This is a genomic window from Pseudomonas sp. ADPe, assembly GCF_014843515.1.
GTDB lineage: Bacteria > Pseudomonadota > Gammaproteobacteria > Pseudomonadales > Pseudomonadaceae > Pseudomonas > Pseudomonas citronellolis.
The window spans coordinates 6,685,472-6,710,716 of sequence record NZ_CP062122.1 but is presented as its reverse complement, the minus strand read 5'-3'; the positions used below and the strand labels follow the sequence as shown (position 1 = coordinate 6,710,716).

Here is a 25,245-nt window from a genome sequence, read left to right as displayed (position 1 = left end):
CGGAGTCCCTCGCGGTTATTGGGTCGCCGGATAGTCAGCGATAACCTCATCGGTTCCATCACGAGTCAGGCCGATCACTTGGTAGGCCTGCCGGGCCTGGCCCATCTCCATACCGGGTGAGCCGGCGGGCATGCCCGGAGCGGCAATGCCGACCAGTTCCGGATGCTTCTCCAGCTCGCGGATCTGCGCTACCGGAACATGTCCCTCGACGAACTTCCCGCCGATCACCGCGGTGTGGCAGGAGGACAGCCGCGGCGCCACGCCAAGGCGCTGCTTGAGCGCGCTCATGTTCGGTTCGACGTGGTCGTTAACGCTGAAGCCATTAGCCTCCAGGTACTTGATCCAGTTCTTGCAGCAACCGCAGTTGGGATCGCGGTAGACGTCGATAGATGTGGAGGCCTGGGCGAAGGACGCCACGAGCAGGCCGGCCAGAGCCGTCAGATGAAGTGCCTTGCGCATGATGCTTTCTCCCTCTCAGTGGCAGCCACAGGAACTGCCGCCGCAGCCACGGGCCTTGGTGCCTTGCGGAGCCTGGACCGAGGCCTCGACCTTGGCCGGATAACCGGCCTCCTGCAGTGCGGCCGTCAGCGCCTGGGCGTCGGCGTTGCCGCTGACGCGCACCCGGCCCGTCGCGAGGTCGACCGACACCTCGGTAACCCCCGCGACCGGCGCCAGTGCGGCATTCACATGGCGAACACAAGAAGCGCAGCTCATACCTTCAACGCTCAGATCGACGAATTTCATCGTGGTGACTCCTCAACTAGAAAACCAACCTTCCCCGGGACTTCATCTGAGCCTCTTCGGGGCCTGAAACCATGCTCGACCTTGACATCGTGGCAAGGTCAAGCCCGCTACACACGGCCATCAATCGAGACGCTACGCAGGCGCAAGGCGTTAAAGACGACCGATGCCGAACTCACGCTCATGGCCAAAGCCGCAATAATCGGGGACAGCAGGTGTCCGGTCAGCGGATAGAACAACCCGGCGGCCAGCGGTATGCCCATGGCGTTGTAGGCGAAGGCGAAGGCCAGGTTTTGGTGCATGTTGCGCACCGTTGCCATGGACAAGTTGCGCGCGCGGAGGATGCCCAGTAGGTCGCCTTTGACCAGGGTGACTTGGGCGCTGTTCATCGCTACGTCGGTCCCGGTACCCATGGCGATGCCCACATCGGCCCTCGCCAGGGCGGGTGCATCGTTGATGCCGTCGCCGGCCATGGCCACACGATGTCCGGCCGCTTGCAGATTGGCAGCCAAACGCTCCTTATCCTGTGGTTTGACCTCGCCGTGCACTTCCTCGATCCCCAATTGGCGAGCCACCGAGCGAGCGGTGGTCGGACCGTCGCCGGTGGCCATGATGACCCTGACTCCGACGTCTTGCAGGTATTGCACTGCTTCTTTGGAGGTCGGCTTGATCGGGTCTGCGACCGCCAGTAATCCGGCCAGGGTGCCGTCCAGCGCCAGATACATGATGCTCGCACCTTCGCTGCGCAACTGCTCAGCCCGCGCCTGCAGGGCCTCACAGGACACGCCGGCGTCGGCCAGCAGCGCGGTGTTACCCAGCAACAGATGCCGCCCGTCAACCCGGCCGCGCACGCCAATCCCCGACGCGCTCTCGAACTCTTCCGCGTCGCTCAACGCCAGGCTCCGCGTCCGAGCCTGCTCGACGATGGCCTGAGCCAGGGGATGCTCGCTGCCTTGGTCCAGGCTGGCGGCCAGGCGCAGTACCTCGTCAGCGCTGAAGCCGGCTGCTGCCTCGACGCTCTGGAAGGCGGGACGGCCTTCGGTGAGGGTGCCGGTCTTGTCGACGATCAGCGTATCGATCTTGCGTAAATTCTCGATGGCCGCCGCGTCACGGAACAACACCCCACTACCAGCAGCTTTGCCCGTGGCGACCATCACCGACATGGGCGTCGCCAGACCAAGGGCGCAAGGGCAGGCAATAATCAGCACTGCCACCGCGTTGATCAGGCCAAATACCCAACTGGGCTGCGGCCCCCATATTCCCCAGCCAACCAGGGTGAGGACAGCGATAGCAATCACGACCATCACAAAGTAGCCGGCAATCACATCGGCCAGGCGCTGCATCGGCGCCTTCGAGCGCTGCGCCTGCACGACCATCTGCACGATCTGCGCAAGCATGGTTGCTGAGCCGACCTTCTCCGCCTGCATCACCAAGCTGCCGTGGGTGTTCAAGGTGGCGCCGATGAGCGTGTCGTTTACCTGTTTCAGCACCGGCAAGGGTTCGCCAGTCAGCATGGACTCATCGACGGCGCTTTCGCCCTGCACGACCACGCCATCAACCGGGATCTTCTCGCCGGGGCGCACGCGCAGTCGGTCGCCCGGATGCACATTGCTCAGTGGAATGTCTTCTTCGCTGCCATCGGCGTTAATGCGGCGGGCTGTCTTCGGTGCTAAACCGAGCAGCGATTTGATGGCAGCCGAAGTTTGTGAGCGCGCCTTGAGTTCGAGCATCTGGCCCAGCAGGGTCAGCGAGATGATGACCGCGGCTGCCTCGAAATAGACACCAACTCGCCCTTCCATCATGAAGGTTGTCGGGAACACTGAAGGCACGAGAGTGGCCACGACACTGTAGAGATAGGCGGCGGCTGTGCCGAGGCCGATCAGCGTCCACATGTTGGGGCTGCGCTGGATGACCGAGCGTACCCCTCGAACGTAAAACGGCCACCCCGCCCAGAGCACGACCGGGCTGGCAATCGCCAGCTCGACCCAGTTCTGCGCAGCGCCATGGAACAGGTTCAAGGCATGTCCGCCCATGGCCAGCAAGGTGACGACGACGGTCAGCGGCAGGGTCCACCAGAAGCGCCGGGAGAAGTCCCTAAGTTCGGGGTTCTCCTCCTGCTCCAGCTCCGGTAGCACCGGCTCCAGTGTCATGCCGCACTTAGGGCAGGTCCCTGGGCCGAGCTGACGAATCTCGGGATGCATCGGACAGGTGTACCAAACCTCGGCTGCCGCTTCAGGAGCATTCGTCGACGGGACTTGTGCAGTCGCGCTATAGCGCTCAGGCGCGGCCTGGAACTTCGCCCGACACTTGTCGCTGCAGAACAGCCAGGTCTTTCCCGCGAACTCCATGCGATGAGGGCTGGCCGGACTGATCGCCATGCCACAAACCGGGTCCTTCGCTTCGGATGACGCCGCACCAGTCGGTGGCGCCTGGTGCAAGTGTTGATGACTGTGCATGAGTCAGCCTTTGTCGTCGTCCTTGGGGATGTTTTCTGCGCCGTGATGATGGCCTTGCCCGCCGTGGTGGTGACCGAATAGGTGCATCAGCGGGCACAGCAACAAAATCGCGTACGGCAATAGCAGGGAGATGTGGGCGAAGTGTTCACGAGCGAAGTAGAAGAGCGCGATGACCAGCAGCATACCCAGGGCGATGCCGGGTCTGCTTCGCCAGAAGGATGCCGGTGGCAGACTGAGGTTCATGAGTATTTACCAGGGCCGAGTGGGATGCCACGGCGCAGCTTGGACACGGTGTAGCCCGCCAGGCCGCGCCGAACGATTACTGCGCGGGCTTCTGGGTCGGCGGCTGCATGGGCATTCCCTGCATCGGCATACCTTGCATGCCCGATCCTTGGCCCATCATGCCCGCCTGTTGGTCCATCATCTGCATCATCGTGCCCATCATCTTCGAGTCCATCATCTGCATGTGCTGTCCCATGCCCGCTCCGCCGCAGCCCTTCTGCATCATGCCAAGACCCTCCCGCATAGCTTTCATACCCTCTTGCATGGCTGATTGCCGCTCCTCCGGGGTCTTGGCTGCGGCGATCTTGTCGTGAATGGCCTGCATCTTCTTGACCTGCTCAGCCATAGCTTTGTCTTGGGCAGTAGCTGTCTCGCTCTTAGTCGTTGCAGAGGCTGCAGCATTTTGGTCCGGATGGTGTTCGTCGGTAGCCGAGGCGATCAGTGGGCTGCTGATCAGCATAGCGGCAATCAGTGATTTAACGTGCATATGCATAAAATCCTCCAGATTAATCTGGTTCATAGTGAGCCTTAGACTGATAGTCACCGTGACCTCTCGCTACCACAGCATGATAGCCATACGAGACAAAGTTCCTGATTAGTGAGCGGCGTCGTAGTTGATGAGATTCTTAGTAAAGCTACCAATTGTGCACGTAGTTAAAAATTGATTTGAATCAAACGACTAGGAGATGGATCTTCAAACTCTGCATTCACTGTTAATTGCAAGTCACCTAGCCCTCGACAGCCTGGCAGCCGGAAAATAACTTAAGCGCATAGCTATCCCAATACGCTAGCGCCTCTTCCTGTTAGAAAGCTTAAGCAGAAATTACAATAATGTAATTCTTATGCAAGGTTGTGCCGTTCGCGTGGGGCTCGACTCGCAAAAACCGGTGGCATCACTACACAATTGGCGCCAAGGAACGGTAGTTTCACGGTCTTCGCTCTTGCGATTGATCTTGCTGTCGGGGCGCCTGCTGTTGCTCTTCACGTGCGTTGCTGTGCCTATGACCACCACAACCACCGTGGGCGCCATGCTCATCACGGCTTCCACTTACATGTCCTGCATGCTCTCCATGACCATGTCCGCCATGCATCAGCAGGTGCATTAAGGGGCAGGCCAACAACAACAAAAATGGGAGGTAGGGTACGACGTGGGCCTGATGCTCGGTGATCAGGAAATAGCCGGCGATGGCAAGAAATCCGAGAAAGAACCAATTGGCACGGCCTGCGTTGCGAAATCGACTATCGAATCGGGGCATGATATGCGCTCCCTTATGATTAACTCGTAGGCGGTTGTAGGGTGGGGCTACTTCCGCATCAATTGGGTTAGGAGTGATCCTGGCGGCGACTCGAACAGAACCTCAAGCGGAACGTTGAGCCTTCCTGTCTAGGTCTAGCTGGCTCAGGCCTGAGCGCCACACGACCGACGAGGTCACTCACCGCCCTCATAGAATCTCCAGACTTTCCTAGCCCTTGTGTATGTAGCCGCGACACCCTCCCATAGGGCCACACTTATTACGCCAAGTGAAAGTTATAGTTTTGCTTGTACTTTTCCTCCTCTTAGGCGCGGGATGAAGGCTGGAACTTCACTCATATATCGGCGGTAGGCGTCACCAAATTGAGTGAGTGAATCACGCTCTTCAGATTTTGCTAGGCGCGCATACATGAACACCAGCACAGGGAACATGATAATCGTTATCAAGGTCGGCCATTGCAGAAGAAAACTGAACATGATCATTACAAAACCCACATATTGCGGATGACGAATCCTTCCATAAGGCCCCGTGGCTGCTATTTCACCGGCCTTTTGTGCCTCGTAAAGAACCCGCCAGGCAGAGGCTAGCAACCAAAAACCTCCAATAAGAATGGCGCTACTGGCTATATGAAAAGGTCCCCAATGGGGATTGGCTTTCCAGCCAAATAAGAACTCAAGTAGATGACCCGCGTCATGTGAAAAGAAGTCGACGCCGGGATAGCGACTGCCGAGCCAGCCCGACAGCAGGTAAATCGTCAACGGAAAGCCATACATTTCAGAAAACAACGCTATCAAGAAGGCGCTGAATGCGCCAAAGCTTCGCCAGTCACGAGCTGATTTGGGTTTGAAAAAGCTAAATGCAAAGATTATGAACACCAATGAGTTGATGATCACCAATCCCCACAGGCCATAAGCTGACATGTCATGCGTCATGAGAGTTCTCCTTTGAAACAATTAGCAGGGCGTTTAATTACCATTACCAACCGTGCACGGATCCCATGTTGTTCATAACCATCGCCTCTCGATTTTATGAAATTGGTCGCTAGCGCAGCCTGGAGGCATAGCTGTATGTACCATGCTACTCCTCCGGCGGTCGCTCATCAGCGGCTTAACATTAATGAAAAGCAATAATGACGAACCCAATAACCTAAGGGAATTTCTTTTCTAATACGCTAGCTTAGTTACCTGTCAAAAAGCTTATGCGGAAATTACATTCTTGTAATGCTGCGTTAAGGCTGCGCAGGGATCGAAATTCAGCACTATCATTTCGATAGTTCCCTACTAACATCGCAGAGAGCAAAAATGAATAAAGCATGGGCTCTAATGCTTACTTTTCTAATACTTGGATTGTCGGGATGCGGCTACAACGACCTCCAGTCAAATGATGAACAGATCAAATCAAGTTGGGCCGAGGTGCTCAATCAGTACCAACGGCGTGCTGATCTGGTGCCAAACCTGGTCAATACGGTCAAAGGTTATGCCGCCCATGAGAAGGAGGTGCTAGAGCAGGTAACAGCAGCTCGAGCCCGGGTTGGTGGCATCCAAGTGACGCCTGAACTGGCCAACGACCCTCAAGCTTTCGCTCGTTTCCAGGAGGCGCAAGCCCAGCTTTCCGGGGCGCTTTCGCGGCTCTTGGTGGTTTCAGAGAACTATCCCCAGCTGAAGGCGGATGCTGCCTTTCGTGATCTACAGGCGCAGCTAGAAGGGACCGAGAACCGCATTACTGTCGCTCGCAACCGATACATCAAGGCGGTGCAGGAATACAACGTCACGGTCCGCCGCTTCCCATCCAACCTGACAGCGATGGCATTTGGCTACAAGGTCAAGCCCAATTTCAGTGTTGAGAATGAACGGGCCATCTCAACTCCGCCGCAGGTTGATTTCGGAGCGCCCGCATCGAACAAGCCCAAGGAGAGCGCACCTGGGGCGAACTACTGATGAGCGTTTTCGTACGGGGCTTGTTTGCGGCGTTCATGCTTGGCTGGACGTTGCTGGCTGGAGCACAACCGTTAGAGGTCCCTCCGTTAAGCAAGCGGGTCACCGACTTAACGGCGACACTCACGGCTCAACAGGCTGCGATGCTTGAAAACAAACTGCAGAGCTTCGAAGCACAGAAGGGAAGTCAGCTCGCCGTTCTGATCGTTCCAAGTACAGGTGAGGAAACCATCGACCAGTACTCCATTCGCGTAGTCGAGAAGTGGAAGCTCGGGCGCAGTCGTGTGGACGACGGAGCCCTCTTGATCGTGGCGAAGAATGATCGCGCACTTCGCATTGAGGTTGGGTACGGTTTGGAAGGCGTCCTGACGGATGCCACAGCCAAACGCATCATCAGTGAAATCATCGTGCCACGTTTCAAACGGGGCGATTTCTATGGCGGCATCGATGCAGGCGTAGACAGCATGATAGGCGTGGCCAGTGGGGAATCACTCCCCCCGGTGAAGCCGCGGGCCAACGGTAGGCCAGATGATTTCTCAAGGCTGATTCCGGTTGTCTTGATGCTCACGTTTGTCGTAGGTGGAGCACTTCGCTCGGCGCTGGGGCGTATGCCTGCAGCGCTATTGACCGGCACCGGCGTCGGTGCGCTGTCTTGGGTGCTTTTCGGGGGTATTGGGGCCCCACTGATGGCTGCCTTGATCGCGTTCTTATTCATCCTGTTCGGTGGGGGTATAGGCCACGGTGGGGGCTGGCATAGCGGCGGCAGATCAGGTGGTGGATTCGGAGGATTTGGTGGTGGCGGCGGCAGCTTTGGCGGTGGAGGGGCGTCAGGAAAATGGTGATAAGCACAATCCAGCGCTTGGTCCGTCATCTGTTGATGACGCCGTGGCAGGTACGGCGCGCGTTCTCACGAGGTACATTGGATACGATCAAGGAGGAAATCGCGGCGAGCGAGAGGCTGCATGCCGGGCAGATTCGCTTTGCTGTGGAAGGGGCACTGCCAATTGCCAAATTGCTGAATCAGCAGTCGACTAGAGGGCGTGCGCTGGAGGTTTTCTCCTTGCTGCGGGTGTGGGACACCGAACATAACAATGGAGTGCTCATCTACGTGCTATTGGCTGACCGTGTGGTCGAGATCATTGCGGATAGAGGGATCCATTCCAGGGTCAATGAGCGCGAGTGGATAAGCATCTGCGAGGCCATGGAGGCAAGATTCCAGATAGGCAACTTCGAGGCGGGAGCCGTCGAAGGCATTCGCTCCACTACTCAACTTCTTGCAGGGCACTTCCCCCCAACGAGCGGGCGCAGGAATGAACTGCCGGATCGTCCAGTCGTTTGGTGACAGGAAAGCTAATGCCCGCTACGTGCCGCGATCATGCCTTGACGAACCTCAGCCTCGCGAAAGCGACTCAACTCTTGCCGTTGCTCAGCGATAGATTAAGGCAAGGTGCTTCCTGAGAAGGAGCGGCTATCAGTGGGAAGGTTGGCAAATAGCCAGCGTGTCGACGGTGGACTCAAGAGTACGCTTTGCTGCCAGGCCGCCAAACGAGATCGCCGGGTCGATGTAGCGCATCGCTGACTTGATGTCCTTCCAGCCCACGTAAGTCATCAGCGCCTTGATATCCCAGCCGTTGGCCACCGCCCAAGTGGCAAAACCCCGCCGCAGCGAGTGACTGGTGTACGCCTCGGCCGGAACGCCGGCCTGCTGCAGAATCTGGCGCAGCAGGTTGATTAGGCTGCCCGGGTTCAAGGCTTGTTCATTCATGTGGCCCCAGCGATCTAGTCGACGGAACACAGCACCTCGGGCAATCCCTGCCGCACTGATCCAGTCCAGGTAGGCCTGCACTGGGCAGAGGCGCTGCAACGCCGGTGCGTAGTGGGTGGTGCCTTGGTTGTTCCGGTCCCCCTTGCTCCAGGGCAGGAACAATGTCATGCCGGCACCGGCTTCGGCTTGGATGTGTTCGACCTGCAATCGGCATAGCTCATCGCTACGAAAGCCACGCCAGAACCCGATCAGGAGTAACGCGACATCACGCCGGCAGCGCAAATAGCCTGCCGAATCATCGGCTCGGTGCGCGCGAACCGCTTCCTGCTCGAGCCAGTGGATGGTCTGCTCCAGGTGCAGCAACTGCAGCGGCGCCGCCTGCTTGACCTGAACTGGGTGCAGCGTACGGATGCCTTTGAGGATCTGACGCACCATGGGCGTCTTGGTCGGATCCGGAAAGCCCTGGCTGACGTGCCATTGGGCCAGGGCGGCGAGGCGTTGCTTGAGCGTGTTGAGACTCAAGCTGTCGGCGTAGTCCACCAGGTAGCGGACGATGCTGTCGCTGGTGGCCGGCAGGAAACCACCCCACGCCACCTCGAAGTGCTCGACAGCAGACTGATAACTGCGACGGGTGTTTTCCCGCGTACCGGCCTGCAGGTAACGCTCGACATCTTTCATCGCTGACTTATGCCTGTTTCGTACCGGAAAACGGCCGTTAGGTGACCGAACAGCTCGATGTCATCGAATAATCTTCCATTATTTTATCAGAAAATCTGCCCTCGCTTTGGTTCCATTTACCCTATAGTTAGTATGTATATACATGGTATGTATTTCAGTATGAAATTGTAGGAGAAGCTCATGGCTCGCGGCGGCATCAACAAGGCAGTCGTTCATAAGGCACGGCAGGCCATCCTGGCGCGTGGCGAACACCCCAGCATCGATGCCGTGCGGGTCGAACTTGGCAACACCGGTTCGAGGACCACAATTCATCGCTACTTGAAGGAGCTGGAAGAGGCTGAGCGAGGGCGTAGCTCAGCAGCAATTCCGCTGAGCGAGCAGTTGGCCAATCTGGTTGCGCAGATGGCGGGACAGTTAACGGAGGAGGCGCAAGCGGCGGTAGCCGAGGAGCGGGAGCAGCTAGCCCGCGAGCGGCGCGACTACCATGAGCGCATTCATCAGGCGGAGTACCGCAGCCAGCAATTCGAGGCGCAATGCACTGCCCACGCGGAGAAGCTTCAGGCCTTAGAGCAGAACCTCCAGCAAGAGCAGCAGCAACGCCAGCAGGCCGACATTGAGATAGCTCGCCTACGGCAAGCCAATGGCGATCTGGAAACACGTCTGCAAGATCGCGACGGGCAGATTCGCTCACTTGAAGAGAAACATCAGCACGCCCGCGATGCCCTTGAACATTATCGCGTGGCTAGCAAGGAGCAGCGTGAGCAGGAGCAGCGTCGGCATGAGGCCCAGGTACAACAACTGCAAATGGAGCTGCGGCAGTTGCAGCAAACCCTGATGATCAAGCAGGACGAACTGACACAGTTGAATCGTGACAATGCGCGCCTGCTCGCCGAGATTCGTCAGCAGCAGAAGGAACAGCGCGCCCAGCAGCAGCTCTTGGCTCAAACTAACCAGACACTGGCCAATGCCGAACGCACGAACGCGGCTCAGGAACATCGGCTTCAGTCCCTGCAAGATGAAGCAAACAGCCTTCGCAATACTTCCACGGAACAGGCCCTACAAGCGCAGAGTCTCAGGGAGCGCTTGATCGAGGTCACCACGCAATTGAAGTTGCTTGATCAGCCTGCGGCAACGAGCAGTGGCGTTGCTGACGGCACATAACCTGCTATGCCAGCTTGGGGCAGGGGTCGTAAGTCCATGGGCCGGTGATGTGGATCAAAATTTCGCCGGCAGACATTTTTAAAATCAAAAGCTTAGAAGCCAAATGTCCTAATTTTCCCCTTATCTCGGCATAACCCCCTGATGCTGCACAACGGCTTTTCCGAAAAGCAGGGCTCCACCGGCGGGCTGTTGCTGGGCCTCGGCGGCATGCTCGGCGCCTTGCTGGTGGGCCTGGCGGCGAATCGCGCAGGGGGCCGCCAGCTGTTGCTGGGCCTGCTGCTGCTCAATGCCGTGCTGATGACGCTGCTGGTGCCGGCCACCCGCGTCCCGCCGCTGGCCATCGCCGTGGGCTTCGGCGCGGGGCTGTCGCTCAATGGCGCCATCGCGGCGCTCTTCATCCTCGCGCCCCAGGCCTTCCTCACTGCGGCTCGCACCAGCGGCGTGGGCCTGGTGCTGGCGACCGGGCGCCTGGGGGCGATCCTGTCGCCGGCCATCGCGGGGGTGCTGCTCGATGCCCAGTGGAGCACACAGGACCTGTTCGACTTCTTCGCCGGCAGCCAGCTGCTGGCGGCCCTGCTGGTCTGGCTGGGCTGCCGGAGGCCGCTGTCGGTCCCGGCCTGAGCCCGGGCGGCGAGGGCGCCTCAGCGCTCGCCGTCGGGGGCGATCTCCAGCAGCGCCGCCATCTTCACCAGGTCCGGCAGCGAGCGCGCCTTCATCTTGCGCATGGCCCGGCCGCGGTGGGCCTTCACGGTGATCTCGCTGATGCCCAGGTCGGCGGCCACCTGCTTGTTCAGGCGCCCGGCGACCACCATGCGCAGCACGTCCCGTTCGCGCGGCGTGAGGCTGGCGTAGGCGGCGCGCAGGGTGCGCAGCCTTTCCTGCTGCTGCAGGGCCACGCGGCTGTGCGCCAGGGCCTCGGCGATGGCGCGCAGCAGGGTGTCGTCGTCGAAGGGCTTGGTGAGGAATTCCACCGCGCCGGCCTTCATCGCGCGCACCGTGAGCGGCACGTCGCCGTAGCCGGTGATGAAGATGATCGGCATGGCCGGGCGCTCGCCGGCCACGCTGCGCTGCAGGTCCAGCCCGTTGAGGTCGGGTAGGTTGACGTCCAGCACCAGGCAGCTGGGCACCAGGGTCGCGGGCTGGTCGAGGAAGGCCCGGGCGGAGTCGAACAGCACCGGTTGCCAGCCGGCGAAGCGGATCAGCAGTTCCAGCGACTCGCGCACCGAGACGTCGTCGTCGACCACGTAGACCAGCGGCGTGGCGTCGGCCTGTGGCCGGGTTCCCCCCTGGGGGGCAGGGACAGCGTTCAACATGCCTGGTTCTCCTGGTGGCCTGCGGCGTCAGCCGATCGGTAGCGCGGCGCTGAGCGCCTTGAGCAGTTCCGCCTCGCTGAAGGGCTTCAGCAGGCAATCCACGGCGCCCTGGGCGATCAGGCGCGGGCGGGTGGCCGCGTCGCCATGGGCGGTGATGAAGATGATGGGGATGCGCCAGCCGCGCCGGGCCAGTTCCTTCTGCAGCTCCGGCCCGGACATTTCCGGCATGGCCACGTCGAGGATCAGGCAGCGCGTCTGCGCGAGGCAGTCCGAGTCGAGGAAGGCCGGCGCCGAGGCGAAGGCCTGCACGGCGAAGCCGAACTCGCGCAGCAGGTCCGGCAGCGATTCGCGCACGGACTCGTCGTCATCCACCAGCGACACGAGCAAAGGCGTGGTCATCGGGCGTTCCCCCTGGCGTGGTCGTCGTCGGCGTCGGCGGCCGGCAGCGGGATGGAAAAGATGAAGGTCGCGCCGGGGCCGTCGTGGGCCGTGGCCCAGATCCGCCCGGCATGGTGTTCGATGATGGAGCGGCTGACCAGCAGGCCGATGCCCATGCCGGCGCGCTTGGTGGTGTAGAAGGCGTCGAACAGCCGGTGGGCGTCCTGCGGGGGGAAGCCGTTGCCGTTGTCGCGCACCGCCAGGAATACGCTGGAATCCAGGTCGTAGCCGCTGCTGATGCGCAACTGCCGCGGGCGGCCGCGCACCTCGGCCAGGGCGTCCATGGCGTTGATGATCAGGTTGAGGATCACCTGCTGCAGCTGCACGCGGTCGCCGGGCACGGGCGGCAGCTGCTCGTTGAACTGCGGCACCACGGCCACGCCGTTGCGCTGCAGTTCGTTCTGCAGCATGGCGAGCACTTCCCGGGCCGCCGCGTTGAGGTCCACCGGCTCGCTGGCCACCCCGTCCTTGGCGAACAGCGCGCGCAGGCGCTTGATCACGTCGGCCGCGCGGTTGCCGTCGCGGATGGTGCGCCGCGCGGTCTCGCGGGCGCCATCGACGTTGGGCGGAGTGGCGCCGAGCATGCGCAGGCAGGTGTTGGCGTTGGTGATGATGCCGGCCAGCGGCTGGTTGACTTCATGGGCGATGGACGCGGTGAGCGCCCCCAGGCTGGCGACCCGGGCCACGTGCGCCAGCTCGGCGCGGACCCGGCCCAGGGCTTCGTCGGCAAGGCGGCGCTGGGTGACGTCCTGCACGGCGGCGATGTATTCCAGGGCGCCGTCGGCGTCGCGCATCGCCTGGGCCACTATGTGCACGTGGCGGATCACGCCGCCGGGCAGCAGCAACCGGTGTTCGTGTTCGAAGTCGCGGGCGGCGTGGCGCTGGCGCTGGAACACCTCGTCGAGGCGCGAGAGGTCGTCGGGGTGGACGCGCGAGTAGACCAGCTCGAAGCTCGGCGTCAGGCCCGGGTCCAGGTCGAGCAGGCGGTAGATCTCGTCGGACCAGGCGATCTCGTCGTTGTCCACGTGCCAGGAGAAGGTGCCGGTCAGGCTGATGCGCTGGGCCTTGGCGAGGAAGGCCTCGCTCTGCTTGAGCGCGGCCTCGCCGCGGGCACGCTCGATGGCGATGCTGGCCAACTGGCTGAACTGCGCGATGCGGTTGCGCTGCGCCTCGTCGGGCTGCCAGGCGTGGCGGAAGAACAGCGAGAGGACGCCGCTCACTTCGCCGCCGGTGGCGATCACCGGCGTCGCCCAGCTCGCCCGCAGGCCGTGGGCCAGGGCCGTGGCGCACCAGGCGGGCCAGCGCGTTTCGGCGGAGAGGTCGGCCACCACCAGGGTTTCGCCGCCGAGCACGACCAGGGATTCAGGGCTGCTGCCGGCGTCCACCGCCTGGCCGTCGCTGGCCATGAGGCCCGGCGGCAGGCCGGGGCCGGCGCCGGGTTGCAGGCGCAGTTCGCCCGGTGCCTGCACGGCGCGGCGGCTGCGGCGGGGCGCGACCAGGGTGATGCCGCACAGGCAGTCGTCGAGGCTGGCTTCCACCAGCTGGCACAGCGCTTCGAGCACCAGGGGCAGGGCGGCGGCGCCGGCCATCAGGCTGTGCAGGCGTTTCTCGCCGGCCAGCAGCAGCTCGGCGCGCTTGCGTGCGTCGATGTCGGTGTTGCCGCCGTACCACTTGAGCACGCGGCCGGCTTCGTCGCGCTGCGGCACGGCGTGGATCAGGAACCAGCGGTAGCTGCCGTCGAAGCGCCGCAGGCGGGCCTCGAACTCGCCCGCAAGCCCCGCAGCCAGCAGGCCCTGCCAGTAGGCGCCCAGCGCCGGCGCGTCGCTCGGGTGCACGGCGTTCATCCAGCCGGTGCCGCGGGCCTCGTCGGGGGTCATGCCGGTGTAGTCGAACCAGCGCTGGTTGAGAAACTCGACGCTGCCGTCGGGCGCGGTGCGCCAGACGAAGCCGGGGATGCTGTCGATGAGCGCGTCCAGGGCCGGGGTGCTGGTGGTCGCCGGGCCCGGGCCGAGGTCCTCGATGTCGACGCCCAGGCCGCACCAGGTGCCGGCGGCGGCGTCGAGGCGCTCGACGCGCAGCAGGAAGCGCCGGTAGGCGCCGTCGCAACGCCGCAGGCGCGCCTGCATGTCCTGCGCCTGGCCGGAGCGCAGGATGGCGGCCCAGCGCTGGAGCAGGGCCGGCAGGTCGTCGGGATGTACCGCCGACTGCCAGCCATCGCCCAGCGCCGCCTCGGCGCAGTGGCCGGTGTACGCGCACCAGGGGCGGTTGACGGAGTCGACCCGGCCGTCGGCAGCGACGGTCCAGGCCAGGCCGGGCAGCCTGTCGACGACAGGGCCGGGTTCGTTGTGCATACCGATCCTCTCTCGGCGGTAGCCGTTTCGCGAGCATGCGCCACCTTGGCGGAGCTGCCCATCATACCTTGGTGTCGGCTGGGCGAAAGCGCCGTCGTTGACGGGGCAGGGGGTTGCGTGGGGGCGCTCGATACCTTCGTGCAATCGTCCCCGGCGGCCAGCCTCTGCTCTGATCGGCGGCACATACCGAATCCGGTATGCACGAGCACATGCCAGGAGGCAGCCATGACCACCGAAACCGTTCTCTACACCGCCAGGGTCCACACCACGGGGGCCCGCGACGGCGGCACCTCGCGCAGCGACGACGGGCGCCTGGACATCCGCCATTCGCTGCCCGGCACCCCGGGCACCGGCACCAACCCGGAGCAGCTGTTCGCCGCCGGCTGGTCGGCCTGCTTCGAAGGCGCGCTGGGCCTCGCCGCGCGACGGAAGAAGATCGCCCTGCCGGCCAACCTGGCCATCGACGCCGAAGTGGAGCTGTGCCAGAGCGGCGACGGCTACTTCCTGCGGGCGCGCCTGCAGGTCAGCCTGCCGGGGCTGGAGCGGGACGCGGCCCTGGACCTGATCGAGACGGCCCACCAGACCTGCCCTTATTCGAAGGCCACCCGCGGCAACATCGACGTCGCGCTCTCGCTCGCCTGAGCGAGCCCGCTGCGGCCACGCCAGGCCGGCGTGGCCGCAGCGTCCCGGCGCCGGCGGGCCAACGATACGAAGGTATCGACCGACACCTTCGTGCAATCCCCAGGCCCGCCGTCCTTTGCTCTGATCGATGCCACGGGTTGCGCAGCGCCTCCGCCAGCGGGGCGGGCGCGACCGACAGTGGCCAGGTTCGCGCTTCGCCGAGGGCGAACGATTCCGTCCACGCCCCGGCCCCCACTCAAGGAGATCGACCATGCTCGCAACATCGCACCCACGGAAGACTCAGCACCTGTTCACCCGTTCGCTCCTGGCCGGCGCCGTCGGCCTGTTCCTGCTCGGCGGCAGCCACGCGCACCTGGCGCCGCTGGCCCTGGTCGCGTCCGCCAACGCCACGGCGAGCGAGGACGACAGCGTGCGGCCGTACCGCATCGAGGTGCCCCAGGCGCAGCTGGACGACCTGCGCCGGCGCATCGCCGCCACCCGCTGGCCGGACAAGGAAACCGTCGCCGATGCCTCCCAGGGCGTGCAGCTGGCCAGGCTGAAGGCGCTGGTCGACTACTGGGGCAACGGCTACGACTGGCGCAAGGCCGAGGCGAAGCTCAACGCCCTGCCGCAGTTCGTCACCCGCATCGACGGCGTGGACATCCAGTTCATCCACGTGCGCTCCCGCCAGCCCCACGCCATGCCGCTGATCCTCACCCATGGCTGGCCCGGCTCGCCGCTGGAGTTCCTCAAGACCATCGGCCCGCTGACCGACCCCACCGCCTACGGCGGCAAGGCCGAGGACGCCTTCGACGTGGTGATCCCGGCGATCCCCGGGCACGGCTTCTCCGGCAAGCCGACCGAGCTGGGCTGGAACCCCGACCGGGTGGCCCGGGCCTGGGACGTGCTGATGAAGCGCCTGGGCTACCGGCAGTACGTATCCCAGGGCGGCGACCACGGCTCGGTGATCTCCGACGCCCTGGGCCGCCTGGCGCCGCCCGGGTTGCTGGCCATCCACCTGAACATGCCGGCGACCATCCCGGCGGAGCTGGTCAAGCCAATCAACAGCGGCGACCCGGCGCCCAGCGGCCTGTCCGCCGACGAGCGCGCCGCCTACCAGGCGCTGAGCACCTTCTTCGGGCGCAACGCCGCCTACGGCGCGATGATGGTGACGCGCCCGCAGACCATCGGCTACTCCCTGGCCGACTCGCCGGCCGGCATGGCCGCCTGGATGTACGAGAAGTTCGCCGCCTGGACCGACAGCGGCGGCGAGCCGGAGCGCGTGCTCAGCCGCGACGAGATGCTCGACGACATCTCCCTCTACTGGCTGACCAACACCGGCGCCTCGTCCTCGCGCTTCTACTGGGAAAACAACAACAACAATTTCAGCGCCGCCGCGCAGAAGACCGCGCAGATCAAGGTGCCGGTGGCCATCAGCGTGTTCCCCGGCGAAATCTACCGCGCGCCGAAGAGCTGGGCGCAGCGCGCCTATCCCTCGCTGGACTACTTCCACGCGGTGGACAAGGGCGGCCACTTCGCCGCCTGGGAGCAACCGCAGCTGTTCAGCGAGGAGCTGCGCGAGGCCTTCCGCCCGCAGCGCGCCTCGATGGTCGAGCGCTAGACCGAAGTCCCGCCGATTCCCGGCACACCGCAAGGGAGAACCCTGATGAACCCGTTCAACTACAAAGCCCTGGGCGCCCCGGCGCTCGCATTCGCCCTGGCGAACCTTGCCGCCCCGCTGGCGCAGGCCGCCGACGACGCGTTCGGCGCGCTGCGCCACGTGGATGCGGGGCTGCTGAAGGTGGCCTATGCCGAAGCCGGCCCCGCCGACGGCCCGGCGGTCATCCTGCTGCATGGCTGGCCCTACGACATCCACAGCTACAGCGAAGTGGCGCCGCAGCTGGCGGCCAAGGGCTACCACGTGCTCATCCCCTATGCCCGCGGCTATGGCGACACCCGCTTCCTTTCCGCCAAGACGCTGCGCAACGGCGAGCCGGCGGCCCTTGCGGTGGACGTCGTCGACTTCATGGACGCGCTGAAGATCAAGCGCGCGGTGCTCGCCGGCTACGACTGGGGCGCGCGCTCGGCCGACATAGTCGCGGCGCTGTGGCCGGAGCGGGTGAAGGCGCTGGTCTCGGTCAGCGGCTACCTGATCGGCAGCCAGGCGGCGGGCAAGGCGCCGCTGCCGCCCAGCGCCGAACTGCAGTGGTGGTACCAGTTCTACTTCGCCACCGAGCGCGGCCGCGAAGGCTACGACAAGTACCGCCACGAGTTCGCCAAACTGATCTGGCAGTTGGCCTCGCCCAAGTGGAACTTCGACGACGCCACCTTCGCGCGCAGCGCGGCGGCGCTGGACAACCCTGACCAGGGCCCCATCGCCATCCACAACTACCGCTGGCGCCTGGGCCTGGCCGAGGGCGAGGCGCGCTACGCGGAACTGGAGAAACGCCTGGCGGCCTTCCCCACGATCGGCGTGCCGACCATCACCCTCGAAGGCGACGCCAACGGCGCGCCGCACCCGCCGGCCGAGGCCTACGCCAAGCGCTTCAGCGGCAAATACGAGTACCGCCTGATCAAGGGCGGCATCGGCCACAACCTGCCGCAGGAAGCGCCCCAGGCCTTCGTCCAGGCGGTGGTCGACGCCGACCACCTGTGAGCGGAGCGCAGCCATGACATCCAGATTCACCGCACTCGCCGCGGCGACCCTGGCGCTTGCCCTGGCCAGCGGCGCCAATGCCGACCCGGCGCCCGCCGCGGACGCCTCGCCGATCTACGGCGTGCGCATGCCCGAGGGCTACCGCAACTGGCAACTGGTCGCCCCGGCGCAGGAAGCGGCGCCGCTGAACGAGTTGCGCGCGGTGCTCGGCAACGACATCGCCATGCGGGCCTACCGCGCGGGCAAGCTGCCGTTCCCCGATGGCAGCGTGCTCGCCAAGCTGGCCTGGAAGCACGTGCAGTCGCCGGAGTTCGAGCCGGCCTCGATCCCCGGCGCGGCCACCACCGTGCAGTTCATGGTCAAGGACTCGAAGAAGTACGCGGCCACCGGCGGCTGGGGCTTTGCCCGCTTCATCGACGGCAAGCCGGCCGACGAGGCGCAGCACCAGACCTGCTACGCCTGCCACCAGGCGCGGGTGAAGAACCATGACCTGGTGTTCACCCGCTACGCGCCCTAGCGCCGATTCCCCACCACCGGCCGGGGCCGCGCGCCCCGGCCTCATTCCCCTGCAAGGAGAACCCCGATGAAAACAACCCTCGGTGCCCTGGCCTGCGCCGCCGGCCTGCTCATGGCCGCTGGCGCGTCCGCCGCCGCGAAACCCATCGTGGTGCTGGTCCACGGCGCCTTCGCCGACGCCTCCAGCTGGAACGGCGTGACGCGCATCCTCGAACACGACGGCTACACCGTGGTGGCCGCCGCCAACCCGCTGCGCGGCGTCGCCAGCGACGGTGCCTACGTCGCCAACATCCTCGCCAGCCTGAAGACGCCGGTGGTGCTGGTCGGGCACTCCTACGGCGGCAACGTCATCAGCGCCGCGGCCAGCGACGCCGGCAACGTCAAGGCGCTGGTCTACGTCGCCGCCTTCGCCCCGGAGGCGGGGGAGAGCGCCGCGGACCTGGCCGGCAAGTTCCCCGGCAGCACCCTCGGCCCGACCCTGGCGCCGCCGGTGACGCTCGCCGGCGGCGGCAAGGACCTGTACATCCAGCAGGACAAGTTCCACGACCAGTTCGCCGCCGACGTGCCCGCTGCGCAGGCCAAGCTGATGGCCGCCGCCCAACGCCCGGTAACCGAGGCCGCGCTGAACGAGAAGGCCGGCGCCGCCGCCTGGCAGCGCATTCCCTCGTGGTTCGTCTACGGCGACCAGGACCGCAACATCCCCCCGCAGGCCCTGGCCTTCATGGCCCAGCGGGCCCACGCGAAAGACGTCGAAGTGGTCCGCGGCGCCTCCCACGTGGTGATGGTCTCGCATCCCGATGCGGTGGCGCGCTCGATCGAGAAGGCTGCGGCTTCGCTGTAAAGGTTCGCTCGGCCGGTGACGGCGCTGGCCACTCCTTGCGGAGCGGCCAGCGGCTCTCAGATTCGCTGGCCCCTGGTCTTTCCCGCGCAGGCTCCGAGAAACGGCGTCGCTATGAGATGCAGGGAAAAGGAGATAGCGGGGAGACCGGCCTCGCCGTGGTTTCATGGCGAGCCGGTCGAATCGTCAAGGCTGGCTTGCGAGAACGATCTTGCCGATATGCAGGCCCGAGTCCATCAACTCATGGGCTGCACTTGCCTGCGTCAGGCCGAAGACCTTGAAAACCAGGGGCTTGACCTCGCCCTTGCGGACATGGGGCCAGACCTGGCTCTCGAGCTCATCGATGATCGCCTTTTTCTCGTCGTGGCTTCGAGAACGCAGGGTCGAGCCGATATGCGTCAGGCGCTTCACCAGCATCTGGAAGTAATTGACGGTGGCCGCGGGCCCTTTGACCAGCCCGATCTGAACGATACGGCCGTTCATGGCCGCTGCCTGGAAGTTTCGATCGACGTAGTCCCCGCCGATGATGTCGACCACCACGTCGACGCCGCGCCCCCCGGTCTCGCGCATGACCTCTGCCACGAAATCCTGCCGGGTGTAGTCGATGGGGTGATCCGAGCCCAGGGACCGGCTGGCAGCCTGCTGTTCGTCGTTCTTCACCGTGGTGAAAATCTGCGAGGCGCCGAAAGCCCTGGCCAGCATGGTGGCCGTTGTGCCGATGCCGGAAGCGCCGCCATGGATCAGCACCGTTTCCCCGGCCTTGAACTGCCCTCGCTGGAACAGGTTGGTCCAGACGGTCATGAAGGTTTCCGGCAAGGCCGCCGCTTCTTCCAGGCTCAAGCCTTCGGGCAGATGGAGGGTGGTGCGCTCGTCTGCAACGGCGTACTGGGCGTAGCCGCCACCGGGAACCAGGGCCATCACCTTGTCACCGATGGCAAAATTGCCTACCTCGGCGCCCAGCGCCACGATTTCGCCGGATATTTCCAGCCCGGGAATATCCGAGGCGCCAGGCGGCGGAGCATAGAGGCCTTTGCGCTGGAGGACGTCGGGCCCATTCACGCCGGCGGCATGCACCTTGATCAGCACTTCCCTTTCACTCGGACGGGGAGTGGGCCGCTGGACCGGGACCAGAACATCCGGTCCGCCCGGGCGGCTGATCTCAATGGCTGTCATCTGGGAAGGAATGTTGGGCGCGTTCATATTGCGAACCTCGGTATAAGCATTGACGCAGCGTGGAAATGGCCGATCTGATCGGCCAGGAAAGAAGGGGAGCCAGGATAGGCGCACCTGGCTCCCGGGCTCGTCAGCCGCGGATGAAGGCGAGCAGGTCGGCGTTGATCGTATCGGCTTCGGTGGTCGGCATCCCGTGGGGGAAGCCTGAGTAGGTCTTCAGCGTGCCGTTGCGAAGCAGCTTCGCCGAGAGCAGGCCCGAATCCTCATAGGGGACGATCTGGTCGTCGTCGCCATGCATCACCAGGACCGGGATGGTGATTTTCTTCAGGTCCTCGGTGAAGTCCGTTTGCGAGAACGCGACTATGCCGTCGTAGTGGGCCTTGGCGCAGCCCATCATGCCCTGGCGCCACCAGTTCCAGATGATGCCTTGCGAGGGCTTCGCGCCTGGACGGTTGTAGCCGTAGAAGGGGCCTGCGGGCACGTCGTAGTAGAACTGTGCGCGGTTGGCCGCGAGTTGGGCCTGCAGGTCGTCGAAAACCGCCTTGGGCAGGCCGCCGGGGTTGCTGTCGGTCTTCACCATCAGCGGTGGGACGGCGCTGATGATGGCGGCCTTGGAAACACGGTCCTCGCCATGGCGGGCGATGTAGTGGACGACCTCGCCGCCGCCGGTGGAGTGGCCGACGTGAACCGCGCCCCGGGTGCCGAGATGATCGACCACCGCGGCCACGTCGTCGGCGTAGTGGTCCATGTCGTGGCCGTCCCACACCTGGCTCGAACGCCCGTGCCCACGGCGATCATGGGCGACGACACGGAAGCCGTTGGCCAGGAAGAAGAGCATCTGGGCATCCCAATCGTCGGCGCTGAGCGGCCAGCCATGGTGGAAGTGGATCACCTGGGCATCGCGGGGGCCCCAGTCTTTGTAGAAGATCTCGACGCCGTCCTTCGTGGTGACATATCCCATGTTCGCATCTCCTGTGTGAGGTGGAGTTCGGTGACCAGCGATGCGACACCGCGTGAACGCCCCATCGCTTGGCCGTCCAATCACTGTAGGTTTAAAGTAAGCTTTAAGGTCAACGCTTTTTCGAGGGTGCAGCATGAGAATTGGAGAGCTGGCGAAGCTCAGTGGGCTGGCGCCTTCGCGCATTCGTTTCTACGAGGCCAGCGGCCTGATCAACTCGGTCGAGCGCAAGGCCAATGGCTACCGCGACTACGCGCCGGAGACGCTGGTGATCCTGGAGATCATCACCGGCGCCCAGAGCGCGGGCTTCTCGCTGGAGGAGATCCGCCCCTTGCTGCCGTTGAACGCCAGTGGCTGGCAGCATGGCGAATTGCTGGAGGGCCTCAGGCGCAAGGTGGGCGAGATCGAGGTGCTGCAGAAGCGCCTGGAGCAGAACAAGGCGCAGCTGCTGGTGGCCATCGAGAGCATCGAGAGCAAGCCGGAAGGGATGCAGTGCGCAGACAACACCCAGCGGGTGCTGGAGCGGCTGCGGGAGGAGGGCAGTGTGGCAATGCCGGTCCGTAGGCAGGCCAAGGTCGGTAGCGTTTCTGCCGAGTGAGCCATCGGAGCTCCCGGTTGTTTCTCCGCCTACGGCGTTATTCGCCGAATCGCGGACGGAGTCCGCTCCTACGTTCCAGAAAGCACGGCTTTTCGTAGGATGGCGTTGAGCGAAGCGATACCCATCAGCGCAACCGCATGGGTTTCGCAAGCTCAACCCATCCTACGAAGAGCACTAAGACAGTTGCTCCTACGGTTACAGGGAATCACGGGCGTAGGAGCGGACCTTGTCCGCGATTGGATTCAACGCCCCTGCCGGACGCCCCTGAGGCACGGTCAACGGCGGATAACCGCGAACCGTTATCCGCCCTACGCATGGTCAGTCCTTGCCGACAAGCGCGCCCAGCGGCTTGGGCGCATAAAGCGCGCTCTGGAACTGCGGGACGTACTCGTACTTCAGCATCTTTCCGAGCTTCAGCGACTTGATGTAGCTGGAAAGCTCGCCGTCGCCGAGGATCAGCCGCGCCGAATCCCCGTCGCTGCTGGAGGCATGGCTGAGCTGGCGCGACACCGCGTAGCCATAGGTCAGCTCGCCGTTCCGATCGGTATTGGTGAAGCTGTTGGTCACCAACTCGTCCTTCTGCGAAAGCTCGGCAAGCTTGGCCGCCTGGAACACCACATCCACCTTGCCTGTCCGGCTATCGACGATGTCGTAGGTCACCTTGTGCGCATCCTCCGTGACGTCGATGCCGGTCAGCCACTTCGGCAGGTTGTAGCCAACCACGCCACGAACCCTTGCGAGTTCGGTGTTCACCGGGAGCTTGAGCACGTACCCCCAATAATCCTTGGACAGCGACTGGCCAACCAGCGTGAGGGGGCCGAGGTTCGAGCGGCCAGGCTTGTTGGTGATGATGGAAAGGGCGACTTCGTTGTAGCTGTCGTTGTCGCAGTAGTGATAGGAGTAGGCGGTGAATGCCACCAGGCCGCGCCCCGGCCAGACCTGCAGGGGCTGCACCTTTTCCAGGACCTTGGCGGGTATCAGCTCCCTCAGTTTGTCGATGTCCGCCGTGTAGACGGCGGTGACCCGGCTGTTCTTGTAGTAGAAGTTCGGCGAGTAGGATTCGAAGCCTATGTCCACCTTCGTCTTGGCGAGCCCCTTGAACCAGCTCAGGTCGACGTCCGGCGCCTCGGCGGCGATCACCGAGAGGGGCGGGTTCGAACGGTAGCGGTCGTACAACCCGCCTTTCACCACAGGCACTTCATGGCCGGCGATGTCGATCATCGTGCTTTCGGTCGCTGGAACCTCGGCCCATGCGGAGGCTGCAAGGGCATTGACGAAAAGTCCGGCTATCGCGGCAACACTTCCGAGTTTCACTGTTCACTCTCTCCAGGGTTAGGCGTGGGGCTTGCGGCACGCTGGCCAGCAGCTTGCCGGCGAACCCTAACCTTTAACTGAACTTTAAGGTCAAGCCCCTGAAATCCCGGATTCCGAGTGGTTGGCACGACACGCGAAAACACCCTTGACATTAAAGTTGACTTAAAGGTTACGGTGCAGCAGTCGCCAATCCTGGAGCCTGTGATGACAGTGTTCACTGCGTTGACCCTGCCCAATGGGGCCGTCCTTTCCAACCGTCTCGCCAAAGCCGCCATGGAAGAAAACATGGCGGACAAGGACCATGCGCCCTCGGACGCCCTGATCCGCCTCTACCGCACCTGGGCCGAAGGGGAGGTCGGGCTGATGATCACCGGCAACGTCATGATCGACCGCCGCGCCATGACCGGGCCGGGCGGGGTGGTGCTGGAGTCCGAGCGGTTTGGCGAGCGCTTCCGGGCCTGGGCGCAAGCCGCCCGCTCCCACGGCGGGCAGGTGTGGATGCAGATCAACCATCCAGGCCGGCAGATGCCCGCGGCCCTGAAGCAGGACACCATCGCGCCCTCGGAAGTGCCCATGGACCTGGGCAACTTCTCCAAGCAGTTCATCCCGCCGCGGGCGATGACCGAGGCGGACATCGCTGACGTCAAGGCGCGCTTCGTCAGGACGGCCGTGCTCGCCGAACGCTTCGGCTTCACCGGCGTGCAGATCCATGCCGCGCACGGCTACCTGATCAGCCAGTTCCTCTCGCCGATCACCAACAAGCGCACGGACCAGTGGGGCGGGGCGCTGGAGAACCGCGCCCGGCTGCTGCTCGACGTGGTCAGGGAAGTCCGCTCAGCCGTGGGCCCCGGGTTCGCCGTGTCGGTAAAGCTCAACTCGGCCGACTTCCAGCGCGGCGGGTTCAGCACGGACGATGCGAAGCAGGTGGTCGCGCTGCTCAACCCGCTGGGCGTGGACCTGATCGAGCTGTCCGGCGGCAGCTACGAAGCGCCGGCGATGCACGGCCAGGCCCGCGACGGCCGCACCCTGGCCCGGGAGGCCTACTTCCTGGAGTTCGCCAAGGACATCTCGTCCGTTGCAAAGATGCCGGTCATGGTCACCGGCGGCGTGCGCCGGCTGCCGGTGGCCGAGCAGGTCCTGGACAGCGGCATCGACATGGTCGGCATGGGCACCGCGCTTGCCATCGACCCCAACCTGCCCAGGGACTGGCGGGCGGGGCAGGCAAGCGCGCCCATGCTCAGGCCCATCACCTGGAAGAACAAGGTGCTGGCGTCGATCGGCTACATGGCGATGGTGAAGCACCAACTGCGCCGCCTGAGCCTCGGCAAGCTGGCCAACCCGAATGTCGCGCCGGCGCTGGCGCTGCTGGAGCAGCAGCTGGATACGCAGGTTCGCACCTGGCGGTATCGGCGTTGGGTGAGGGGGCTTGCCGGCTGATCATTTGCCGGGGCTCCTCGGAGATACGGCTGGATCAGGCGCTCCCATGAATAGGCCAGGGTAGGGAAGGGACAGCCAGAATGGGGAGAACTACCATGCTCCGCCGCTCGTAACTGCTGATCATGAACGCCCTGGCGATCATGGCCTGCGGCCTGGTGTGCTGCGTGGTCAACGGCTACCTGTTCTATGTCCCGCAGTGGATGCCGTTGAAGGAGCGACTGATCGATGATCGACGAGCTGCTGGAATTTTCCCGCAGCGACCTGCAGCAACTGGAATTGCTCCTGGCGCCCGGCTAGTTCCACGGCTGCGGGAAATCGAGGACGAAGGGCGCTTTATTAAATTCGTCGTGGAACGCTTGGACGCCGACGAGAGCGGCATGAAAGACGCAAGAGCGGCTCAACGATCATTCAGCCCGGAATCGTTGTTGCTGGTAGAAGTCGATAGTCAGGCATTGCCTTTGTGGCAACAAGAAGCGAAAGAGCTTGCGAGGAGGAGACCTTGCCAGGATTGGCTCAGGACTCCATGAACAGATATTAAATTTAACATAATATACATTATGCGAAGCCTAGGGTTCACCAGTGACGGATCTCCCGAGCCAAGCCGACCACAAACAGGATTACTCCAGGAACAACAACCAAAGCCGCCTGCCACCACGTAAGGTCAGTCATCGCCACGACTCGCCCACGCCTGCATCATGCCGAAGCCGGCCAAGCCGGCGAACACCGTGCCCACCACAACGACCAGAAGCACGGTCAACACCA

At 63.7% G+C, this 25,245-nt stretch carries 27 protein-coding genes; 13 read left to right on the top strand and 14 right to left on the bottom strand.

Annotated features, from left to right (window positions below):
* Positions 1 to 15: 15 nt before the first annotated feature.
* The 7 genes from IG194_RS30320 to IG194_RS30290 all read right to left on the bottom strand — a co-directional run bounded on the left by IG194_RS30320 (position 16) and on the right by IG194_RS30290 (position 5,664).
* Positions 16 to 462, bottom strand: coding sequence for a DUF411 domain-containing protein (locus IG194_RS30320; RefSeq protein WP_225617246.1), 447 nt, complete (start codon positions 460 to 462; stop codon positions 16 to 18).
* Positions 463 to 474: 12 nt separating this feature from the next.
* On the bottom strand, positions 475 to 744 hold the full coding sequence (locus IG194_RS30315; RefSeq protein WP_054906872.1) for a heavy-metal-associated domain-containing protein: 270 nt from the start codon (positions 742 to 744) through the stop codon (positions 475 to 477).
* A 107-nt stretch (positions 745 to 851) separates the two neighbouring features.
* A complete protein-coding gene (locus IG194_RS30310; RefSeq protein WP_225617148.1) occupies positions 852 to 3,197 on the bottom strand; it encodes a heavy metal translocating P-type ATPase in 2,346 nt (781 codons plus the stop codon).
* Between the two features lie 3 nt (positions 3,198 to 3,200).
* The gene (locus tag IG194_RS30305) at positions 3,201 to 3,440 is read right to left on the bottom strand and encodes a DUF2933 domain-containing protein (protein WP_054906874.1); all 240 of its coding nucleotides are present in this window, start codon (positions 3,438 to 3,440) and stop codon (positions 3,201 to 3,203) included.
* 76 nt (positions 3,441 to 3,516) lie between these two features.
* The gene (locus IG194_RS30300) at positions 3,517 to 3,972 is read right to left on the bottom strand and encodes a hypothetical protein (RefSeq protein WP_054906875.1); all 456 of its coding nucleotides are present in this window, start codon (positions 3,970 to 3,972) and stop codon (positions 3,517 to 3,519) included.
* Positions 3,973 to 4,405: 433 nt separating this feature from the next.
* Positions 4,406 to 4,735: a DUF2933 domain-containing protein gene (locus IG194_RS33200; RefSeq protein ID WP_082450462.1), complete on the bottom strand. Its 330-nt coding sequence runs from the start codon at positions 4,733 to 4,735 to the stop codon at positions 4,406 to 4,408.
* Positions 4,736 to 5,007: 272 nt separating this feature from the next.
* Complete coding sequence (locus IG194_RS30290; protein ID WP_054906876.1) at positions 5,008 to 5,664, bottom strand: methyltransferase family protein; 657 nt, start codon at positions 5,662 to 5,664, stop codon at positions 5,008 to 5,010.
* Between the two features lie 369 nt (positions 5,665 to 6,033).
* Here IG194_RS30290 and IG194_RS30285 point away from each other — a divergent pair, with 369 nt between their 5' ends.
* The 3 genes from IG194_RS30285 to IG194_RS30275 are packed head-to-tail and all read left to right on the top strand — an operon-like array spanning position 6,034 to position 8,008.
* On the top strand, positions 6,034 to 6,669 hold the full coding sequence (locus IG194_RS30285) for a LemA family protein (protein WP_058489806.1): 636 nt from the start codon (positions 6,034 to 6,036) through the stop codon (positions 6,667 to 6,669).
* Positions 6,669 to 7,508: a TPM domain-containing protein gene (locus tag IG194_RS33115; protein ID WP_054906878.1), complete on the top strand. Its 840-nt coding sequence runs from the start codon at positions 6,669 to 6,671 to the stop codon at positions 7,506 to 7,508. Before IG194_RS30285 ends, IG194_RS33115 begins: the two co-directional genes overlap by 1 nt.
* Positions 7,502 to 8,008, top strand: coding sequence for a TPM domain-containing protein (locus IG194_RS30275; RefSeq protein ID WP_054906879.1), 507 nt, complete (start codon positions 7,502 to 7,504; stop codon positions 8,006 to 8,008). Before IG194_RS33115 ends, IG194_RS30275 begins: the two co-directional genes overlap by 7 nt.
* Before the next feature lie 129 nt (positions 8,009 to 8,137).
* Here the strand turns inward: IG194_RS30275 and IG194_RS30270 are convergent, their stop codons facing one another.
* Complete coding sequence (locus IG194_RS30270; protein WP_054906880.1) at positions 8,138 to 9,109, bottom strand: site-specific integrase; 972 nt, start codon at positions 9,107 to 9,109, stop codon at positions 8,138 to 8,140.
* A 180-nt stretch (positions 9,110 to 9,289) separates the two neighbouring features.
* On the opposite strand from IG194_RS30270, the gene IG194_RS30265 reads away from it, so the two are divergent.
* Together IG194_RS30265 and IG194_RS30260 are read left to right on the top strand one after the other, a co-directional pair.
* Positions 9,290 to 10,270 carry a DNA-binding protein gene (locus tag IG194_RS30265; protein WP_054906881.1) on the top strand — a complete coding sequence of 327 codons (981 nt, stop codon included), beginning with the start codon at positions 9,290 to 9,292 and terminating at the stop codon, positions 10,268 to 10,270.
* Positions 10,271 to 10,411: 141 nt separating this feature from the next.
* Positions 10,412 to 10,891 carry an MFS transporter gene (locus IG194_RS30260; protein WP_318652535.1) on the top strand — a complete coding sequence of 160 codons (480 nt, stop codon included), beginning with the start codon at positions 10,412 to 10,414 and terminating at the stop codon, positions 10,889 to 10,891.
* Between the two features lie 20 nt (positions 10,892 to 10,911).
* Here the strand turns inward: IG194_RS30260 and IG194_RS30255 are convergent, their stop codons facing one another.
* Genes IG194_RS30255 through IG194_RS30245 form a run of 3 tightly spaced genes read right to left on the bottom strand, consistent with a single transcriptional unit; the run spans position 10,912 to position 14,372 of the window.
* Positions 10,912 to 11,583 carry a response regulator transcription factor gene (locus IG194_RS30255; protein WP_058489805.1) on the bottom strand — a complete coding sequence of 224 codons (672 nt, stop codon included), beginning with the start codon at positions 11,581 to 11,583 and terminating at the stop codon, positions 10,912 to 10,914.
* 27 nt (positions 11,584 to 11,610) lie between these two features.
* Positions 11,611 to 11,982, bottom strand: a complete 372-nt coding sequence (locus tag IG194_RS30250) for a response regulator (RefSeq protein ID WP_058489804.1) — start codon at positions 11,980 to 11,982, stop codon at positions 11,611 to 11,613.
* A complete protein-coding gene (locus IG194_RS30245) occupies positions 11,979 to 14,372 on the bottom strand; it encodes a PAS domain-containing protein (protein WP_058489803.1) in 2,394 nt (797 codons plus the stop codon). Before IG194_RS30245 ends, IG194_RS30250 begins: the two co-directional genes overlap by 4 nt.
* Positions 14,373 to 14,597: 225 nt before the next feature.
* On the opposite strand from IG194_RS30245, the gene IG194_RS30240 reads away from it, so the two are divergent.
* From IG194_RS30240 to IG194_RS30220, 5 genes are all read left to right on the top strand, one after another.
* The gene (locus IG194_RS30240; protein WP_058489802.1) at positions 14,598 to 15,014 is read left to right on the top strand and encodes an organic hydroperoxide resistance protein; all 417 of its coding nucleotides are present in this window, start codon (positions 14,598 to 14,600) and stop codon (positions 15,012 to 15,014) included.
* A 250-nt stretch (positions 15,015 to 15,264) separates the two neighbouring features.
* Positions 15,265 to 16,614: an epoxide hydrolase family protein gene (locus IG194_RS30235; RefSeq protein ID WP_058489801.1), complete on the top strand. Its 1,350-nt coding sequence runs from the start codon at positions 15,265 to 15,267 to the stop codon at positions 16,612 to 16,614.
* A 45-nt stretch (positions 16,615 to 16,659) separates the two neighbouring features.
* Positions 16,660 to 17,649 (top strand): alpha/beta fold hydrolase, encoded by a 990-nt coding sequence (locus IG194_RS30230; protein WP_082996307.1) that lies wholly within the window; start codon positions 16,660 to 16,662, stop codon positions 17,647 to 17,649.
* Between the two features lie 13 nt (positions 17,650 to 17,662).
* Complete coding sequence (locus tag IG194_RS30225; RefSeq protein ID WP_058489799.1) at positions 17,663 to 18,166, top strand: cytochrome P460 family protein; 504 nt, start codon at positions 17,663 to 17,665, stop codon at positions 18,164 to 18,166.
* A gap of 66 nt (positions 18,167 to 18,232) precedes the next feature.
* Entirely contained in the window at positions 18,233 to 19,006 is a 774-nt protein-coding gene (locus tag IG194_RS30220) for an alpha/beta fold hydrolase (protein WP_058489798.1), read from the top strand.
* Positions 19,007 to 19,189: 183 nt separating this feature from the next.
* Here the strand turns inward: IG194_RS30220 and IG194_RS30215 are convergent, their stop codons facing one another.
* Together IG194_RS30215 and IG194_RS30210 are read right to left on the bottom strand one after the other, a co-directional pair.
* A complete protein-coding gene (locus IG194_RS30215; RefSeq protein ID WP_058490976.1) occupies positions 19,190 to 20,176 on the bottom strand; it encodes an NAD(P)H-quinone oxidoreductase in 987 nt (328 codons plus the stop codon).
* Positions 20,177 to 20,306: 130 nt separating this feature from the next.
* Positions 20,307 to 21,137, bottom strand: coding sequence for an alpha/beta fold hydrolase (locus IG194_RS30210; RefSeq protein WP_009621968.1), 831 nt, complete (start codon positions 21,135 to 21,137; stop codon positions 20,307 to 20,309).
* 133 nt (positions 21,138 to 21,270) lie between these two features.
* On the opposite strand from IG194_RS30210, the gene IG194_RS30205 reads away from it, so the two are divergent.
* The gene (locus IG194_RS30205) at positions 21,271 to 21,732 is read left to right on the top strand and encodes a MerR family transcriptional regulator (RefSeq protein ID WP_009621970.1); all 462 of its coding nucleotides are present in this window, start codon (positions 21,271 to 21,273) and stop codon (positions 21,730 to 21,732) included.
* A gap of 318 nt (positions 21,733 to 22,050) precedes the next feature.
* Here the strand turns inward: IG194_RS30205 and IG194_RS30200 are convergent, their stop codons facing one another.
* Positions 22,051 to 23,046 (bottom strand): acetoacetate decarboxylase family protein, encoded by a 996-nt coding sequence (locus IG194_RS30200; protein WP_043300494.1) that lies wholly within the window; start codon positions 23,044 to 23,046, stop codon positions 22,051 to 22,053.
* 204 nt (positions 23,047 to 23,250) lie between these two features.
* On the opposite strand from IG194_RS30200, the gene IG194_RS30195 reads away from it, so the two are divergent.
* Together IG194_RS30195 and IG194_RS30190 are read left to right on the top strand one after the other, a co-directional pair.
* A complete protein-coding gene (locus IG194_RS30195; RefSeq protein WP_058489797.1) occupies positions 23,251 to 24,483 on the top strand; it encodes an NADH:flavin oxidoreductase/NADH oxidase family protein in 1,233 nt (410 codons plus the stop codon).
* 122 nt (positions 24,484 to 24,605) lie between these two features.
* Positions 24,606 to 25,010, top strand: a complete 405-nt coding sequence (locus IG194_RS30190; RefSeq protein WP_141679770.1) for a hypothetical protein — start codon at positions 24,606 to 24,608, stop codon at positions 25,008 to 25,010.
* The last annotated feature ends 235 nt before the right edge of the window (positions 25,011 to 25,245 follow it).

What these genes read in the sequence shown, in the direction of transcription:
- IG194_RS30215 (WP_058490976.1), bottom strand. Translation starts at nt 20,176, where the DNA reads ATGACAGCCATTGAGATCAGCCGCCCGGGCGGACCGGATGTTCTGGTC.
- IG194_RS30250 (WP_058489804.1), bottom strand. Translation starts at nt 11,982, where the DNA reads ATGACCACGCCTTTGCTCGTGTCGCTGGTGGATGACGACGAGTCCGTG.
- IG194_RS30195 (WP_058489797.1), top strand. Translation starts at nt 23,251, where the DNA reads ATGACAGTGTTCACTGCGTTGACCCTGCCCAATGGGGCCGTCCTTTCC.
- IG194_RS30305 (WP_054906874.1), bottom strand. Translation starts at nt 3,440, where the DNA reads ATGAACCTCAGTCTGCCACCGGCATCCTTCTGGCGAAGCAGACCCGGC.
- IG194_RS30275 (WP_054906879.1), top strand. Translation starts at nt 7,502, where the DNA reads ATGGTGATAAGCACAATCCAGCGCTTGGTCCGTCATCTGTTGATGACG.
- IG194_RS30190 (WP_141679770.1), top strand. Translation starts at nt 24,606, where the DNA reads ATGAACGCCCTGGCGATCATGGCCTGCGGCCTGGTGTGCTGCGTGGTC.
- IG194_RS30290 (WP_054906876.1), bottom strand. Translation starts at nt 5,664, where the DNA reads ATGACGCATGACATGTCAGCTTATGGCCTGTGGGGATTGGTGATCATC.
- IG194_RS30270 (WP_054906880.1), bottom strand. Translation starts at nt 9,109, where the DNA reads ATGAAAGATGTCGAGCGTTACCTGCAGGCCGGTACGCGGGAAAACACC.
- IG194_RS30255 (WP_058489805.1), bottom strand. Translation starts at nt 11,583, where the DNA reads ATGTTGAACGCTGTCCCTGCCCCCCAGGGGGGAACCCGGCCACAGGCC.
- IG194_RS30230 (WP_082996307.1), top strand. Translation starts at nt 16,660, where the DNA reads ATGAACCCGTTCAACTACAAAGCCCTGGGCGCCCCGGCGCTCGCATTC.
- IG194_RS30300 (WP_054906875.1), bottom strand. Translation starts at nt 3,972, where the DNA reads ATGCATATGCACGTTAAATCACTGATTGCCGCTATGCTGATCAGCAGC.
- IG194_RS30265 (WP_054906881.1), top strand. Translation starts at nt 9,290, where the DNA reads ATGGCTCGCGGCGGCATCAACAAGGCAGTCGTTCATAAGGCACGGCAG.
- IG194_RS30240 (WP_058489802.1), top strand. Translation starts at nt 14,598, where the DNA reads ATGACCACCGAAACCGTTCTCTACACCGCCAGGGTCCACACCACGGGG.
- IG194_RS30315 (WP_054906872.1), bottom strand. Translation starts at nt 744, where the DNA reads ATGAAATTCGTCGATCTGAGCGTTGAAGGTATGAGCTGCGCTTCTTGT.
- IG194_RS30245 (WP_058489803.1), bottom strand. Translation starts at nt 14,372, where the DNA reads ATGCACAACGAACCCGGCCCTGTCGTCGACAGGCTGCCCGGCCTGGCC.
- IG194_RS30205 (WP_009621970.1), top strand. Translation starts at nt 21,271, where the DNA reads ATGAGAATTGGAGAGCTGGCGAAGCTCAGTGGGCTGGCGCCTTCGCGC.
- IG194_RS33115 (WP_054906878.1), top strand. Translation starts at nt 6,669, where the DNA reads ATGAGCGTTTTCGTACGGGGCTTGTTTGCGGCGTTCATGCTTGGCTGG.
- IG194_RS30220 (WP_058489798.1), top strand. Translation starts at nt 18,233, where the DNA reads ATGAAAACAACCCTCGGTGCCCTGGCCTGCGCCGCCGGCCTGCTCATG.
- IG194_RS33200 (WP_082450462.1), bottom strand. Translation starts at nt 4,735, where the DNA reads ATGCCCCGATTCGATAGTCGATTTCGCAACGCAGGCCGTGCCAATTGG.
- IG194_RS30225 (WP_058489799.1), top strand. Translation starts at nt 17,663, where the DNA reads ATGACATCCAGATTCACCGCACTCGCCGCGGCGACCCTGGCGCTTGCC.
- IG194_RS30310 (WP_225617148.1), bottom strand. Translation starts at nt 3,197, where the DNA reads ATGCACAGTCATCAACACTTGCACCAGGCGCCACCGACTGGTGCGGCG.
- IG194_RS30260 (WP_318652535.1), top strand. Translation starts at nt 10,412, where the DNA reads ATGCTGCACAACGGCTTTTCCGAAAAGCAGGGCTCCACCGGCGGGCTG.
- IG194_RS30235 (WP_058489801.1), top strand. Translation starts at nt 15,265, where the DNA reads ATGCTCGCAACATCGCACCCACGGAAGACTCAGCACCTGTTCACCCGT.
- IG194_RS30210 (WP_009621968.1), bottom strand. Translation starts at nt 21,137, where the DNA reads ATGGGATATGTCACCACGAAGGACGGCGTCGAGATCTTCTACAAAGAC.
- IG194_RS30285 (WP_058489806.1), top strand. Translation starts at nt 6,034, where the DNA reads ATGAATAAAGCATGGGCTCTAATGCTTACTTTTCTAATACTTGGATTG.